The organism is Paenibacillus jepli (assembly GCF_047238105.1).
GTDB lineage: Bacteria > Bacillota > Bacilli > Paenibacillales > Paenibacillaceae > Paenibacillus_D.
The window spans coordinates 2,418,196-2,434,222 of record NZ_JBDFMD010000001.1; the positions used below are offsets into that span (position 1 = coordinate 2,418,196).

The following is a 16,027-nucleotide window of genomic DNA, read 5'->3' on the forward strand; positions in this document are numbered from 1 at the left end:
TGCCTAACGGCTTTTCTTCCCATTATAATGGACAAGGTATTCCCCGCCTATACCTGTAGACTCACCGTTCAGAGACTACCAATAGGCAAAGCCGGATCTGTTTACAGACCCGACTTTGTCACGCAAGCTAAGAACCTGCCCACTCATCCAGTTGTCGCTGTTTCTCTTCAATAACTTTCTCAATGCCAGCCGATTTCAACTGATTAATAAACTCCTGCAGCATCGATTCGGGAGCCACCGATCCCGTCTCCAGCACCTTTTTGTAGCGGTTGGTTACGTTCGTTATGGCGGTCAATTCATTCTGGACGAGGCTGGGATTAAATGAGAATCCAAGCGCTCTGGACTTATTGGCCGATGCGTTAAATTCCATCACGCTTTGAGCAAGCTCCGGATCCTGGCCTTCCAGCGTATATGCGATAAAAGGATTACTGATGGTGAGCGCATTAACTGCGTAACCAACAGTGGAGCCATCGATTCCTTCCGGATACTTGATGACGTTATCCGAGACTTTGACATAATGCTTGTCTTCTATCCCCCAGATGAACAGGTTGACCAGCTCTTCATCCGTATACATCAGCTCCAGGAACTGCATGGCGCGGTCCGGATTTTCGGATTGCTGGGCAATCCCCCACAGTCCGACGATGACATCCGTCGTGACCGCATAAGCGTCGATATCCAGATTGGCTATGATCAACTCTTTGCCGATCAGACGTTCCTCCTGCGCTTTGATCTCCGGTTTATTCATCGTAATGTAGGAAAAAGCCTTGTCCGCCTTCAGTAATTCGGCCGTACTGGTCTGGGTGGTTGCCGCATCCTTGTTAATGTAGCCGGCTTTGAACCAACGGTGCATGATCGATAACAAGTCGGCATATTCCTCTGTCTCGTACCAGTTCACCAGTTGCAGATCATTGTCGAACCCGGGCAATACGCCATTGCCGTCTCCAACCCGGTCATAGCTTCTATAGAAATCCATCGTGGTCGACAATCCGGAGGCGAGCCCGAACATGCCCGGTTCATTTTCTTTGATGACCTCAAATACTTGATCCAGATCATCAAGGGAATGAATCGCATCCACATCAATATTATGTTTATCCACGAGATCCTTCCGCATGAAGATCGCCGGCTGCGAGGCGAAGGAATGCAGCGTAGGGACGCCGTAGATCTGCCCATCCACCCTCGCCGATTCCATATAATCCGCGCCGATCGCTTCCACGATACCCTGACCGTACTGCTCCAACCGGTCATCGATCGGCAGCAGTTTGCCGTTCAGGGCATCTGTTGCATACTTGCTCCCGATGCCGAAGGTAAACATCAGGTCGAGCTTTTCACCGCTCGATGTCATAAGATTCATCTGCTGATCGTAGCTTCCAATGCTGATGGGCATGATGGTTACAGTCGTATTCAGCCTCTCCTTGGTCAGCTTGTTGATCTCGGCTTCCACCAGTTTCAGATCTACAGGCACCGCTCCGAAAATAGGCATGGCCATCGTTAATTCATATGGCTCCTCCAGACCATCCCCAGTATCGGCGGATGAATCGGGTGCGTTTTCATTTCCTGACTCGCTTACGGGTGGGCTCGAGTTGCCGTTGCCATTTGACGAGCAAGCAGCAATCATGGCCGTCATCAATGTCAATACCAGCAGGATACCGACAGCCTTCATCGTCTTGTTCATTGTACTCCCCCTCTGTCTTATTGACTTGCACTTTGAGTATATCTTCACCCGTGCCGCCCAACTAGCATTTTGACGACTTTGTGAATATAGTTTTCACGACTTTCTCTTGTAACAGCTCAGAATCACAACGTCAGATGATACACGCCGCTCCCTGCGGACAGTACGATGTATCCTTTTTCCTGCCGGATCTCCGAAAACTCGCTGCAAAGAGTCTCGACATCCTCTAGACGGCCAGGCAGCATGACGGTTGCCGTCGTATTCGCGGGGATCTCGAAACGATAGCTGACCCTTTGCCCTGCCTTCTTCCAGCTCGACTGAATGGACCCGTATAAGGTTGTATAGTTGGCCGAAGCATGTGTCAAGCTCCCTCCTACCAATGGCTTTACCAGGAAATGTTTGTAGCCCGGCTTCTCCCAGACAGGCCGGATGCCCGCGATGCCCGCGAACAGGAAGTCGCATACCGCTCCATACGCATAATGATTAAGCGAACCAGACAGCTCGCCGTCAGGCGAGATGCCCCGCCAGCTTTCCCAGATTGTCGTCGCTCCCTTGGTTACCGCAAATAACCAGGACGGGCTTGTCTCCTGCTCAAGCAACCGGAACGCAAGATCAGCATAGCCATGGTCGGCCAGCACCTGGAGCAGGAAAGGCGTCGACAGGAAGCCGGTATTCAAATGATCCTGTTGTTCTTCCACCAACTGCGCCAATCTATCGGCAATGGCTTGCTGTCTCTGCTCATCCGCCAACCCGAAAGCAAGCGCGCGGACGTTGGGCGCCTGTCTGTCCTTTAAGATCGCTCCATCCTCGGGGATGAAGTAGGTGTTGTAGACCCGTTTGATCTTCTCATGGAGCGTGCGGTAGACCGTCCCTTCCTCCGTCCTGCCCAGCACATATGCCATGTCGGAGAGCAATCGGGAAGAGTAAGCAAAATAGGCTGTCGCCACGTAAGGCAGAGAGTCTCTGGAGCCGGTCATGGCCGAGACGATGTCGTTAAATAGCGTGTCGGCCTCCAACCATTCTCCCCAATGAAACTTCGTATCCCAAATATAATCCGCGTCAAGCTCGCCGTCAGTATAATTATGATAAGCCGGTGCATCTTTGTAGTCTTCGTTGGCCGTCCTTGCGCAGGCAGCCATATAGTCCACCCAGGCCTTCGCGGAAGCGTACTGATTCTCCAGAATGCGCTTGTCCCCATAACAAAGATACATCGTCCACGGGATAATCACCGCAGCATCGCCCCAGCCCGCAGAACCGTCAAGCATACTGGGCGTGCCGGGCCTCGGCCGGCGAAGCGCCATCATCGGGTCGGTATTGACGCTGGAGAAGCGCTCCCACTCCGCCAAGCTATGATGGCCGATCACCGTCGGCACGGTGCTGCCGACCGAGCCGTCCGCGAATTGCTCTGCAGCCAAGTCTGCCATCCATTTCTCGAAGAACGGATACACATTCATGAAGTCGGATGCCGTCCTGCAATAGAGCTGGGCATCTCCCGTCCATCCCGCCCGCTCACGGGTCGGGCAGTCGGTGGGCACGTCCAAGAAGTTGCTTTTCTGGCTCCATCGCGCGTTGGATACCAACTGGTTGATCAACGGATGGGAACAGGTGAAGTCGCCCGTCTCTTCCAGATCGGAATACACGGCGACAGCCGTAAATTGCTCCGCTCGAAGATCGCCGGGATAATTGCGGACCAGTACATAACGAAACCCAAACACGGCAAACTGCGGCCGGTAGAACTCAACTCCGTTGCCTGCCAATCTGTAATGAACCTCTTGAAAATCCTCAAGTGTATCGTGTCCTGCAAGATTCTGCAAGGTGAAGTTGCCGTCCCTATCCAGCGCTTCCCCATGTATTAGGACGACTTCGGTTCCGGCATCGCCCTGTACTGTCATCTCGACCCAGCCTGCGATATTTTGCCCAAAATCGAGCACAATTTCCCCGTTTGGCGTATGCAGTACCTGGGCGGCGAACCGTTCCTGCTGCCTGACGGGCACACTGCGGGTAGCGATGAGATGATCATAACCGTCATCGCGGATTTGTACCGGCTCCCATGCTGCCTCGTCGTACCCCGGTTGGCTCCAGCTCCCGATATCCACTCTCGCATCGAAGAGCTCACCCGCCTTCATATCCGACTTCAGCAACGGACCGTGAGAGGTTCGGAACGTACCGTCGCTGCCGATGATCTCCCTGCTGCCGTCATTGTAGGTCAAGACGAGCTGTCCCAGAAAAGCGACTTTATAGCCAAAATTGTTGCGCAAGCTGGCGCCGCCGGTCGTCCCTCTCCACCAGCCGTCACCAAGTATGATCCCCAGCGCATTCGCGCCTTCATGCAGAAACGATGTCACGTCATACACTTGATATTGATGACGTTTGTAATAGGAGGTGAACCCTGGCGTGAACAGGTGATCCGTGCCTTCTGCGCCATTCAGATAGAAACGGTACAATCCCTTGGCCGTGAAGCAGGCGCGCGCGGCGGCGAGCCCCGGCTTCACGTTGAACTCCTTCCGGATATAGGGAGCCGGTTTATAGGCTTCGATGTCCACTTCCTGCTCGGGTTCGATCCATCGCGCGTCCCAATCCGAGACATGCAGCAGTCCCGTCTCGAAGAAAGCCGGCTCGCTGCATACAGCCTCCTCCCCCTGGTTGCTCCACACCTTAACGCGCCAATAAATGCGTTCCAGCGATGCCAAGGGAGACCGGCATACAAGATGCCTTGCGAGTCGCCGCTCGCTACCTTGCCGCTGTCCCATATCAGCTTGGCGAAACCCGCTTCTTTGGCGGCTTGAACTTGATAGGCGATCTGCATGACATGCCTTTGATCGCTGCGCAGCTGCCAACCCAGCCGCGGCTGTGTTGCGTCCACACCCAAGGGGTTCTCCAGATGTTCCGTCCGTAAGGACACGACTTCAAGCATCTTCCCGTCCCCCGCTTGCTAATCGATTCGTCCTGGCGATCTTGCCATAATGATAGGCACTCGGCTTGGGCTGCCGTTCTTGCGTGGTCCGGTCCACCGCGATGAGGCCGAAGGTCCGGGAGAAGCCCAACTGCCACTCGAAGTTATCCAGCAGCGACCAATGCATATAGCCTATCACAGGGATCCCGTCATCGAGGCAGTCGGCTACCCCCTGCAAGGCGCGATCCAGGTAAGCCACCCTGCGTTCATCGTTATCGGTAGCGATCCCGTTCTCTGTCACCATGATCGGCTTGTTCATATACCTGTAGGCGTAGCGAATAACGGCCCCTAGTCCTTCCGGGTAGAACTCATTGCCCATTTGCGTCTTTTCCGCCTCTGCGGCAGGAGGGATATAGCCGTCGGGACCATAGACGTAACGGGTATAATTTTGCAGGCCGAAGAAATCGTCTTCCTCCAGGTAAGGGAGGAATTGCAAAAACTCTTCCTTCAAGGCATGCGCCGCATGGTCTTCCCCGCCAGCTATGGATTGAATATCGTACAGGGACAAAGTGATGCCGATCTGAGTATGCGGGCTGATCCTGCGGATCGCCTCCCTGGCCTCCGTGTGGGCCCTAAAGATGATCGCCAAACCTTGCTCCGTCCGTGCCGCCAAGAATGAATGGACTTCTTGGGGATGGACCCCGAAGGCTTGGCCCAAGGCTGCATAATACCGCTGCATCCGTTCCATCGATCCTGTATTGATGCCGACTTGGGCAGTATTCTGCGTCTGATGCCGCTTGATGATCTTGGCTATCCCGATCGAGATATTGGCCTCATTGATGGTGCAGACATACGGGATGTCATCGCCCAATTGGCGCATCACATGCTCGCAGTATCGCACGAACTTTGCCGGCGTTTCCTCGGACTCCCATCCCCCGGCGCGGATCAGCCACTGCGGAGATGTAAAATGATGAAGCGTGACAACAGGAGTGATGCCGGATGCTCGGCAGGCCGCCAGCACATCGCGATAGTGATCGATTGCCTCTTGATCGAACCGCCCTTCCTCCGGCTCAATCCTTGCCCACTCGAAGGAGAACCGGTACGCATTCAACCCCAGCTCCGCCATCTGCGCGATATCTTCCTTGTAGAGACGGTAGTGGTCCACAGCGTCTCCGGATGGTTCATTGAATATAGAGCCCTCCAGATGCTCCATTAACCAGAAATCAGAATTGACGTTGTTGCCCTCCACTTGATGTGCGGCAGTCGATGCGCCCCAATAGAAGTTTTCGGGAAATATTTTTGGCATAACATCTTCCTCTCCTTTACGTTGATTTTTTGATTTGCGTCAGTTCTTTATTGAGCGCGTATAGCAGCTTCTCCGTGAAGTGTTCAGGCGCCATCTCCGCCAGCGTATCGATCTTGAAGCCTTGCGTCATGCCGTATGTCGGCCGCTCCCGGAAGCTGTCTCCCAGGAACCGGTTCAATACCGCCTCCGCTTCGCGATTCTCATACAGCTCCTTAAAGGTGCAGCGCGTTGAATAGACCTCGTCGGTTATATGCAGCACCTCGGTCTGGTCGCCGTCCATCTCCGGCAGTTCGAACCAGTTGCTGACTTCCTCGCCTTTGTCTTCTACCGGCGCATCATAGCCTGGATTCGGCTCGTCCACCTTCTGGAATACCGCATAATCAGAGAATTGCTCCCCTCCCGCAGCGGCCATCGCGCGGATGTTATTCCACCCTTCGGCCAGCGTCACCTGTTCAAACACGAAGACCTTATCATCGCTGCTTATCGTTTGATAGTTGGAACCGTTTACGTAGAGCGTCACCTCATGACAGTTGGAGTAGACCTTGACCGCTATCGCATCCGCGGCGCGCTCGATAAATCGTTTGCCGGCTATATGGACGAATGGCTCCTCCGACCAATGCGCCTTATACATATAGAAGGCATCCTTTTTAATCTTCCGGTCATAGGTGATCAAGCCTTTGTTGTTACGTCCTTTGACGCCGCCCTCGTCTCTGATGTTGGCACCAAAATCGAACATGTTCCACACATAGGTAGCCCACAAGAAACGTTTCTGCTCGAATATTTTCCACACCTTCTCATGAAATAGCGCATGGTATTCTTCGGTGTAATCTTTCACTGTCGGCTCTGAGCTGTGGTATTGGATAATGCCCTCTGCCCCGTATTCGGATATGCACAACGGTACATCAGGATTGATGTGATGGAACTTGTCGAGCCAAGCATCAAAATCCTCGGGTTTGCCGTGGTACCAGCCGTAGTACTTATTGTAGCCGATCACGTCCGTCATCCGGTTGTACTCGTCTACTTCATTGACGAACAGCACGTTAGCCATCGTCGTCAGCCGGGTAGGATCCTCTTGCTTGGTCAACGCATGCAGTTCCTTAACCAGCTGCCGGACCTCCGGGCGTTCTCCGCCGATTTGAATTTCGTTTTGCAGCCCCCAGAAAAGGATGGAGGGATGATTGAAATTTTGCTTGATTAGCTCCAACATCTGTTGTTTGGCGTTGATGCCCTCCAGCTCATGCTGCGACATAATCGAGATGAAAGGAATCTCCGCCCAGACCACCATGCCTTCCTGATCGCACAGATCGTAGAAGAACTGGCTGTGCTGGTAATGAGCCAATCGGATGGAGGTCGCGCCTACCTCCTTGATCAGCTCCATATCTTCCACTTGCTCCTGCTCGGTAATCGCCCAGCCCTTATCTTTGCGGTCCTGATGCCTGGATACGCCGCGCAAAGGCTGATGCTCGCCGTTCAGGAAGAAGCCTTGCTCCGGATCGACGTGGAAATACCTTACACCAAACGGGATGGAGCAGGCATCTATCGTATCGTTGAAGCTGCTTAAAGCGATGTCGAGTCTGTAGAGATAGGGATTTCGCCTGCCGTGCCATAAGGTGGGGCTAGCTATGACACAAGACAGATCGACGGTCCGGCGCTCCCCTGCCGCCAATGGTACGTCCTGTGCCGCGTAGGTTACGTGCCGATCATCGACATCGTAAATATCCGCCCAAACCCGGATTCGTTTCTCTTCCCCGCTGTCGTTGACGACCTTGGAGCGGATGGTCAGCCGAGCCGTTTCCTGGGTGACTTGTTCTTGGACAATGTATACGCCGGAGGAACCGTGATCCATCAGATCAAAATGGACGGGATTCGCCACGATCAAATTGACATCCCGGTAGATCCCGCCGTAGAAGGTAAAGTCCGCTTTCTGAGGATACACGTCATCCACGACCCGGTTGTCCACCTTGACCGCCAGCACATTGTCGGCATCGAAATGCACGGCATCTGTGACGTCGAACCTGAAGGTAGAGTACCCTCCCCGGTGCTGGCCCAGATGCCGGCCATTGACGTACACATCCGTGATGCTGTTCGAACCATTGAACTCCATGAACAGCCTCTGGCCCTTGCAGGCAGGCTCGACCGTAAACGTCTTTCTGTACCAGCAGGCGCCCTGATAATAATCATAGCCATTGGCGCCGTCGATTGCGTTCCACGTATGGGGCAGGTCTACGCTGCGCCAATGCCCGTCATCATAGAGCGCTTTGTCGGCTTGTTCCTCATCCGATCGGCTAAATCTCCACCCCTGATTCATGTCCAACTGTTTTCTCATGTTCGAGCACACTCCTTCTTGGCAAATACGCAACTTTCATTCATTGTAAAGAACCAGCGGAGGGCTCACTAACGTTTTGACGACTAGATCGATGGAACTTAAACGACTTTTTGAGGCTGTCAGCAAATCAGCAACTTGCACCAGCAAGAACCGCATTGATATGATCGGAGTAAAAATACTAGAGGAAGCGGGAGAGTATGAAAGAAAACGCGTATGTCGGAGATGAGCTGATCTGCACGCTCGGCGGATACAAGGAACCCAACCAGCACAGATGGGGGCCCGGCATCCGTGATGTCTATGCGCTGCATTACATCATCAGCGGGTCAGGGACGCTGGAGACCCGGGGGGCGGCCTATCGGGTAAGCGCAGGAGAAAGCTTCATGATCTTCCCGCATAATGAAATCTACTACTACCCCGACCCTGATGATCCTTGGGAATATGTATGGATCGAATTCAAGGGCGAGGCGGCCAGGCGGCTCGTCGGGATGTCAAGCCTGACGCCCGACCGGCCCGTTACAGGCTGCAGCGAGCAGCATCTGCAGCCGTTGTTCGACATCATCGAGCACGGCAATACACAGCCGCACCACAAGCTGCGTTCCGCCGCCCGGCTGCAGCTGCTGTTATCGTATTATGCCGAGGCTTTTCCTGATGAGTCGCAAGTCCGCCAGCCGGATTACGTCGAAGCAGCCAAGGAGTACATCCACACCCATTACTGGCGGACCGGGATGACAGTCAGCGAGATTGTCCGCGCCGTAGCCATCGAACGCAGCTATCTGTTCCGGCTCTTCCGGGAAGCTACAGGCATGCCGGTGTCGGCCTACCTCACCTCGTACCGGATGAGACGCGCCTGCGAGCTGCTGGAGATGGGGACGCTCTCCGTCAAATCCGTCGCTTATTCGGTAGGCTATCAGGACCAGCTCTACTTCTCCAAAGTATTCAAAAAAGCCACATCCCATACCCCAACAGGGTACAGGATGCAGCATCGCGCGGACGCAGCCTTAACGGAATAAGACGCAGTTGCCCGACTCCCGGTAATAGCGGATCAGCTGCTCGATCGGTTCACGCCCACACTGCAGCGTGGCGCCCAGACAATCGATGCATTGAAACTGCTGCGACGCGCGGGAGACCAGCTTGAGGTAGATCGCCACGTCATCCGTCCTCAGCAGCTCGCCGCAAGAGAAGCAGGTGCGCCGGTCACTCATCTGCGAGCGAGCTTGGCACGCACGACATGGCTGCCATGTCCAGGCACAGTCGGAGCGTAGCGCTCCGTGAACACGCCCAGCTCCTGCTGCTCCCAGCAATCGTACAGGGATAGCGAGAAGCCTGAAGCATAAGGCAGTCCGAGATCCCAGAATTGCAGCGAGATCTCGCGCTTGTCGTCGCTCAGATTGAAGAAGCCGATCGCCAGATCGCCGTCCGTCAGCACTTTGACGAGGATGAACACCTCATCCGTGTGGAACCATTGCGGTTCCGGCTTGATGCGGTAAGCGCCGCGGCCCTCCAGATCCTGATTGATGGCGATCAGATCAGGATTGAGCAGAGTCTGCTTGGTCGCCGGCGTCGCGGAGCGGATATCGCAGCCGATCATCAAGGGTGAGCCCATCATACTCCACAATGCGAAGTGGGTACGGTACTCCAGGTCGCTGCAGCCGCCGATCTTGCTGCCGATAAATCCATCGTTGCTGCCGCCGTACATGCCGACCACCAGCATGTCCATATCGTTGTGGCAGAACGCCCCCGTGTAGCTCGTTTTATCCAGCTGCGACAAGGCGAGCTTCTTAATCGAATCCCATCGGTCCTGGATATCGCCAGTGGAACGGTACATATGCGCGCCCGACTCGCGGATCCACTGGTAGACGTTGTCTTCGCCCCAATTGCAGGCCGAGAAGAGGATCTCCCGGCCGCAGTTTTTGAGCGCCAGACTCATCCGCTTGTACAGCAATTCCCCGGACATGTGCCGCGGCTTGAAGCAGTAGTCGTACTTGAGAAAATCGACGCCCCACTCGGCAAGCTGCTGCGCATCCTGGAATTCATGCTCGAAGCTGCCGGGGTAGCCTGCGCACGTGTGCGTGCCCACACAGGAGTACATGCCGAACTTGAGCCCCTTGCTGTGGATGTAATCGGCCAGCGCCTTCATGCCGCTGGGGAATTTGGCCGTATCGACGATCCAATTGCCCTCCGCATCCCGTTCCTTCAGACTCCAGCAGTCATCGATAACGATGTATTCATAGCCTGCATCCTTATACCCGTCGGTCACAAAGCGGTCTGCCACATCACGGATCAGCTGCTCGTTGATGTCCCACGTAAAGGTATTCCACGAATTCCATCCCATGGCGGCTCTCAGCCCAAGCGGTGTATTGCTCATCTTCCTTCATCATCCTTTCGCAGTAAGCTCCTTCTCGTATTTAACCACGAGCTGAGTTAAGGAGACTATAGCGAAAGGTTGCTTTCGTATGGAGAGATGTTGCTTCCTGGAGGGGCAGAGCCCCTCCGCATACCGGATTGCAACATGAAATGCTGGTATACATTTCCCTCCCGCTCGCCATACTACGTACATACACTTTGCACCTAGAAGAGGTACGTCCTATGAGCAATTACCGATCCAATGTGCAGGAAGCGACGAGCGGTGAGGCCATATCCTGCACCCTTGCCGGCAACCGGCAGAAGATTGAAGCTCTCTTTGCCGACAGCTTTGATCTCGCTATACTGGACTGGCATTTCGGCCCGCAGCTGCAATATGCCGCCTTTTCCGTTTATTTCGACACCTTGATCCAACATAAGAAAGTTAACTATATGCGCGAATCGCTGCAGGATCTCATCCCCCATGAGCTTGGACAGGGAACGGAGGTTACGCCTGAGGATATCGCCCGGTTTTATAATGCGCAAGGCGTATCCTCGCAATCGGCCACACTCATCCAGGATTTCAACAGCGCCGTGGATTCGGTATTGAGCGGCTCGCTTGTGATCTTCTTCGAGGGCTGGGACAAAGCACTCGCCTTCCAAGCCTCCAACCTGGAGGGTCGGCAGATCACCGAGCCCGTGTCCGAGCCTGTCGTCCAGGGACCGAGAGAGAGTACGGTCGAGAGCTTGTCCAAAAACATCGGCCTGCTCCGCACCCGGGTACGTACAACGCGATTCAAGCTGAAGAGAATCGTGTGCGGTGACAATCTGCAGAACGAGGTCGTCTATGGCTATATCGAAGACCGGGTCGAGCCAAAGGTATTGGAACAATTCGAGAGCCGGATCCAAGGGATTGAGAAGGTAGACATCCTCGATGTTTCCTATCTCGAGGACTGGATCGAAGAATCCAGCATATCCCCCTTCCCGCAATGCCGCTTCACCGAGCGCCCCGACGCGGCGGCAGCCAATCTGATGGAGGGCAAAATCGCCGTCCTGGCCAACGGCTCGCCTACCATACTGCTCTGTCCGGCCGTATTTGTCGAGTTCGTCACGAACAGCGAGGATTATTATCAGCGCACCGTTCACGCTTCCATGATCCGTATATTACGCATTATTGCCTTTGTCATGGCCCTTGTCCTGCCCAGCACGTACATTGCCTTCTCCACCTTCCATCCCGAGCTGCTCCCGTCGGTGCTGCTGCTGGCCATTCTTGAAACGAGAGAAGGCATCCCGTTCCCTGCTTTCGTCGAAGCGCTGATCATGGAATTTTTCTTCGAGCTGCTAAGAGAAGCGGGCATCCGCCTGCCCAGACCCGTCGGCTCGGCGGTCAGCATCGTCGGCGCGCTCGTCATCGGGCAAGCAGCGATCCAGGCGAAGATCGCTTCGCCGATCATGGTTATTATCGTCGCGCTGACCGGCATCGCTTCCTTCTCGATCCCGCAATATAGTATGGCGATTGCTCTGCGGATATTGCGCTTTCCCTTGATGGTGCTGGCTACGACTCTGGGCGGCTTCGGCATGCTCGTCGGATTCCTGCTCATCCTGCTTCACCTCACGAAGCTGAAAGCGCTGGGCATACCTTACTTGTCAGGACTCGCTCCGCTCAATACCGTCCTCTTCCGGGATGTTGTGGTCAGGAGGCGGATAAAAAAGCTGATTCAATCCAACAGAAAAGCCGCCAAATCAGGGATATCAAAAGGAGATCAACCATGAAAAGAACTACACTCCTGCCGCTGCCGCCTGACAAAATCAGCTCAAAAAATATGGCCATTCTGTTCCTATGCTTCATGACCGGCTCATCCATCGTATATATTCCGGCGCCCATGGCTGGGGCAGCCGGCAATGCCGCTTGGCTATCCCTGCTGGCTGCCAGCCTGATCGGCTTCCTGCTGCTCGCCGCTGTCTTTTATGTGCGCAAGCAATTTCCTGAGCAGAACCTGTTCGGCTGGAGCCAGCTGCTGTTCGGCCGCTGGATCACCCTGTTGTTTGCTGTCCCCTATTTAATCTATATCCTGATTATGGCCACCCTCATTCTCATGGGCGCCAGCACCTTCGTCAGAACCTCCATGCTGAACGAAACTCCCATTTATGTGATTGATTTTCTAATCGTCATGCTTTGCGCGGTTACCATCAAAGCCGGGATTGCAACGTTTAGCAAAATGTTTGCTTTTATGCTTTTCATCATGCTGCTTTTAAGTGCGCTCGTTCTTGTCCTTGCCATTCCTCAGTACAACCCCGAGTACCTGTTGCCGATTATGCCGGACGGCCTCATGCCCTTCTGGCATGGTGTATATTTCGCCTTCGGGTTTCCATTTGCCGAAGTGCTTCTGTTCGCCCTGCTGCTGCCACTAACCGCAACAGACCGACGTCAGCAATTGAATAAGTATTTCTACACTGCCCTGATCGTCAATGTTATTTCCCTATTATGCGTCATTATCGCTTCCCTGATGGCGATGGGGCTCCTGACAGCTGTCTTTGAGTATTCTGTTTTTCAGATTTCCCGCCTGATCAATATTGAAGAGATTGTTGCACGTATTGAATTTTTTGTCGCCGTCTCGTTAATCGCCGGCTCCTATATGAAAGCCAGCATTGCCCTGTTCGCGCTTAATCTAGGCCTTAGTCAGCTGCTCAAGCTTGATGATCAGCGCATCCTCATCTATCCCCTTGCCGCGCTGACATATCTGCTAACGCTGGTCATGATCAACTATTCTACCGAATTTGTTGAAAAGTTCACCATCGTCTGGCCGCTGCTGAATCTGACGGTTGGCGTCATCCCGTTTCTTGCCCTTTTTTTGGCCGCTCTGGTGCGCACTACGCGATATTCCACCCTGCCCAAAGGAGACTAGCCATGCGTTCTCACTCGATCGTTCGACCTGTACTTGCGCTATGCGCCTTGTTGTTGCTGACTGGCTGCTGGAACAAGTATGAGCTCACCGACTGGATCTTCGTCCAGGCTGCTGCTATCGACAAGACAGAGGACGACAAAATACGGTTAACCACCTATTTCTACCGGCCAACGGGCGGAACCAACGAAGAGGGGGGAGCCGCGCCAATCAATTCCGCTTATGCAAGCGTCCAAACGGAAGCCAAGACGCTCCATGAAGCCGTCCGCGACATCCTTATGCATGCAGGCCGCAAGGCTCAGTGGAGTCATATGCGAGTCATATTGATCGGCGAACCGCTGGCAAAGGAGAGGAATATCAAAGAAATTCTCGATTTCTTCGCCCGAGATCATGAACCGCGGGGAACCGTATCCATACAAATTACAAATGGAGCGGCAAGTCCCTATTTGAATAAGAAACCGCTTATTGAGCAAACACTGGGGCAAGAGTTCAAGCATTCTGAAGCCGAAACGCAGAGATTCGCCGGCAAGTCTCTGTCCTCCACCCTGCTGGAGCTATCCATCCAGCTGCTCAGCGAATCCAATGTCGGCGTACTCCCCTACGTGTACAACGACAAGTTAAATCCAACCATCCTGACGGTAGGCGGAGTGGCGTTGTTGAGGGACGGCAAGCTCAAAAAAGTGCTGCCAGCCGATACCGGTACAGAAGCCTTATTGATGCTCATGAACAAATATAAAGAAGGCGTTATCGAATACACTTGCGAGGACAAGGCAGACAGGCAGGGGACGGAAAGCTTCGAGGTCACACGGTTTCAGAGCAAAATCCGTCCTGTACTGAAAGGAAACGAGGTCTCCGTCGTCATCTCGGTCAAGGCCGAAGGCATCATTGGCGAATTAAGATGCAGCCAGCTGATCACGCCGGAAGACGAGCAGGCGATCACGCTCAAAATTCAAAAAACGATAGAAGCGCAAATGAAAGAAACGATGCAGCTTCTTCAGAAACAAAAACTGGATGCCATCGGGATTGCCAATAAAATCTATGCGCGGCACCCCTATAAGTGGAAGAAGCTGAAGCCGGAGTGGGAACAGCGTTTTGCAGAGTTGTCTGTCGATTACGATATTAAAGTGAAAATCAGCGGTACCGGCATGAATACCGGCAAACCCTTCGGGGAGTAGTGCAGAGAGGGGAGTTGCAGCTTGACCGAAAGAGTCCTTGTCCTTATCGTCGTCTTTGGCGCTGTCTTGGCAGGCGATTACACAGCCTTAAGATCCGCTGCAAGACGCGATCGCATCGCTTATTTCTGTTTGATTGCCCTTTCGCTCTATCTTTGCATTGAATACATCACCACGATTCCACTGCCTAATCTAAACGAGCTGTTGGATCTGACGTTAACCGGACCGGCCAAACGGATCGTCTCCTTTTTAGAGAGCTGATCGCCAATCTATCATCCCCGTCACGGAAGGAGCTGCCTGTTATGAATACCAAGCCCTTGCTTCCCAAGCAGACAGCGCTCCTGCTGCTGGTCTTCTTGACGGGATCTTCGATCATTAATATCCCTGCTCCCTTAACAGGAATCGCCGGCAATGCAGCCTGGATCTCCATTCTGCTGTCCGGCTCGTTCGGCATCTTGCTGCTGGCCTGCATCTTGTATATGCACAGCAAATACCCGGATCTAACGTTGTTTGGCTTCAGCCGGATGCTGCTCGGCAAGCCGCTTACCCTGCTCCTTGCCATCCCTTACCTTTGTTATCTTCTAGTGATGACTACCTTCATCACTATCGATGCAGGCGCCTTCATTAAGGATACCCTGCTCATTGAAACCCCTAGCTACATCATCCTTGGACTGTTGCTCATGCTATGCGCTGTGACCTGTCGAGCCGGTATCGACGCCATGGCGCGCATGTTCACCTTGCTGCTGTACAGCATGTTGTTCTTCGTGGTCCTTGTGCTGCTGCTTGCCATTCCTTCTTACACGCCTGGCCACCTGCTGCCCGTCGTGGCCGATGGGGTGCTTCCCATTGTGCATGGCACGTATTACACGATCGGCTTCCCTTATGGCGAGATTATTGCCTTCCTCTTCCTGCTGCCCTTGACCAGGAAGGAGACGGGCGACCCGCTTCGCAGGCTGATGTTGCGTGCGATCAGCATCAACATCCTGTCTCTGCTTTGCGTGATCATCGCATCCATAATGGCTGTGGGGCCTCTGTCCAGCGAGTTGAAGTACTCCGTATTTCAGATCGCCCGACTCATCAGCCTGCAAGACATTCTCGAACGTGTGGAATCCGTCGTAGCCATTTCGCTCATCGGCGGCTCTTACATGAAGGCCAGCATCGCCTTATATGTGTTGAATCAAGGTCTCAGCGAGCTGTTGAAGCTGAAGAATCCACAGATGCTTATCTATCCGCTCGCGTTAGTATCCTTCCTGCTCACCCTTGTGATGATCGATCTAAGCATGGATCTCCCACAAAAGGTAACCGTGGTATGGCCGTATTATACCTTTCTTGCAGGCATCATCCCGCTATTGCTCCTGCTCCTGCTTGTCAGGATCAGGTCTGTGGGGGGCACATAACCCCCAGCCCGAATCGTGATG

At 53.9% G+C, this 16,027-nt stretch carries 12 protein-coding genes and 1 pseudogene; 6 read left to right on the top strand and 7 right to left on the bottom strand.

The features are described 5' to 3' along the window. Positions 1-127: 127 nt before the first annotated feature. From ABC336_RS10620 to ABC336_RS10635, 5 genes and pseudogenes are all read right to left on the bottom strand, one after another. The gene (locus ABC336_RS10620; protein ID WP_413238643.1) at positions 128-1,672 is read right to left on the bottom strand and encodes an ABC transporter substrate-binding protein; all 1,545 of its coding nucleotides are present in this window, start codon (positions 1,670-1,672) and stop codon (positions 128-130) included. A gap of 122 nt (positions 1,673-1,794) precedes the next feature. After that, positions 1,795-4,323: a family 78 glycoside hydrolase catalytic domain gene (locus ABC336_RS10625; protein ID WP_413238644.1), complete on the bottom strand. Its 2,529-nt coding sequence runs from the start codon at positions 4,321-4,323 to the stop codon at positions 1,795-1,797. Continuing rightward, positions 4,315-4,583, bottom strand: a pseudogene (locus tag ABC336_RS31935) (glycoside hydrolase family 78 protein); the annotation flags it as partial. The pseudogene ABC336_RS31935 and the gene ABC336_RS10625, both read right to left, overlap by 9 nt. Further along, the gene (locus ABC336_RS10630; protein WP_413238645.1) at positions 4,576-5,868 is read right to left on the bottom strand and encodes a glycoside hydrolase family 1 protein; all 1,293 of its coding nucleotides are present in this window, start codon (positions 5,866-5,868) and stop codon (positions 4,576-4,578) included. The gene ABC336_RS10630 and the pseudogene ABC336_RS31935, both read right to left, overlap by 8 nt. Positions 5,869-5,884: 16 nt before the next feature. Beyond that, positions 5,885-8,194, bottom strand: coding sequence for a glycoside hydrolase family 2 protein (locus ABC336_RS10635; RefSeq protein WP_413238646.1), 2,310 nt, complete (start codon positions 8,192-8,194; stop codon positions 5,885-5,887). Positions 8,195-8,391: 197 nt separating this feature from the next. Here ABC336_RS10635 and ABC336_RS10640 point away from each other — a divergent pair, with 197 nt between their 5' ends. Further along, on the top strand, positions 8,392-9,204 hold the full coding sequence (locus ABC336_RS10640; RefSeq protein WP_413238647.1) for an AraC family transcriptional regulator: 813 nt from the start codon (positions 8,392-8,394) through the stop codon (positions 9,202-9,204). Here the strand turns inward: ABC336_RS10640 and ABC336_RS10645 are convergent. Both ABC336_RS10645 and ABC336_RS10650 read right to left on the bottom strand, forming a co-directional pair. Beyond that, positions 9,193-9,396, bottom strand: a complete 204-nt coding sequence (locus ABC336_RS10645) for a hypothetical protein (RefSeq protein ID WP_413238648.1) — start codon at positions 9,394-9,396, stop codon at positions 9,193-9,195. The two genes, ABC336_RS10640 and ABC336_RS10645, sit on opposite strands and share 12 nt — an antisense overlap. Then, complete coding sequence (locus ABC336_RS10650) at positions 9,393-10,559, bottom strand: glycoside hydrolase family 27 protein (protein ID WP_413238649.1); 1,167 nt, start codon at positions 10,557-10,559, stop codon at positions 9,393-9,395. Before ABC336_RS10650 ends, ABC336_RS10645 begins: the two co-directional genes overlap by 4 nt. Before the next feature lie 221 nt (positions 10,560-10,780). Between ABC336_RS10650 and ABC336_RS10655 the strand changes: the two genes are divergently transcribed. The 5 genes from ABC336_RS10655 to ABC336_RS10675 are packed head-to-tail and all read left to right on the top strand — an operon-like array spanning position 10,781 to position 16,006. After that, a complete protein-coding gene (locus tag ABC336_RS10655; RefSeq protein WP_413238650.1) occupies positions 10,781-12,307 on the top strand; it encodes a spore germination protein in 1,527 nt (508 codons plus the stop codon). Continuing rightward, positions 12,304-13,440 (top strand): GerAB/ArcD/ProY family transporter, encoded by a 1,137-nt coding sequence (locus ABC336_RS10660; RefSeq protein WP_413238651.1) that lies wholly within the window; start codon positions 12,304-12,306, stop codon positions 13,438-13,440. Before ABC336_RS10655 ends, ABC336_RS10660 begins: the two co-directional genes overlap by 4 nt. A gap of 2 nt (positions 13,441-13,442) precedes the next feature. Next, positions 13,443-14,612, top strand: a complete 1,170-nt coding sequence (locus tag ABC336_RS10665) for a Ger(x)C family spore germination protein (RefSeq protein ID WP_413238652.1) — start codon at positions 13,443-13,445, stop codon at positions 14,610-14,612. Positions 14,613-14,633: 21 nt separating this feature from the next. Then, entirely contained in the window at positions 14,634-14,870 is a 237-nt protein-coding gene (locus ABC336_RS10670; protein WP_413238653.1) for a hypothetical protein, read from the top strand. Positions 14,871-14,911: 41 nt separating this feature from the next. Further along, entirely contained in the window at positions 14,912-16,006 is a 1,095-nt protein-coding gene (locus ABC336_RS10675) for a GerAB/ArcD/ProY family transporter (RefSeq protein ID WP_413238654.1), read from the top strand. The last annotated feature ends 21 nt before the right edge of the window (positions 16,007-16,027 follow it).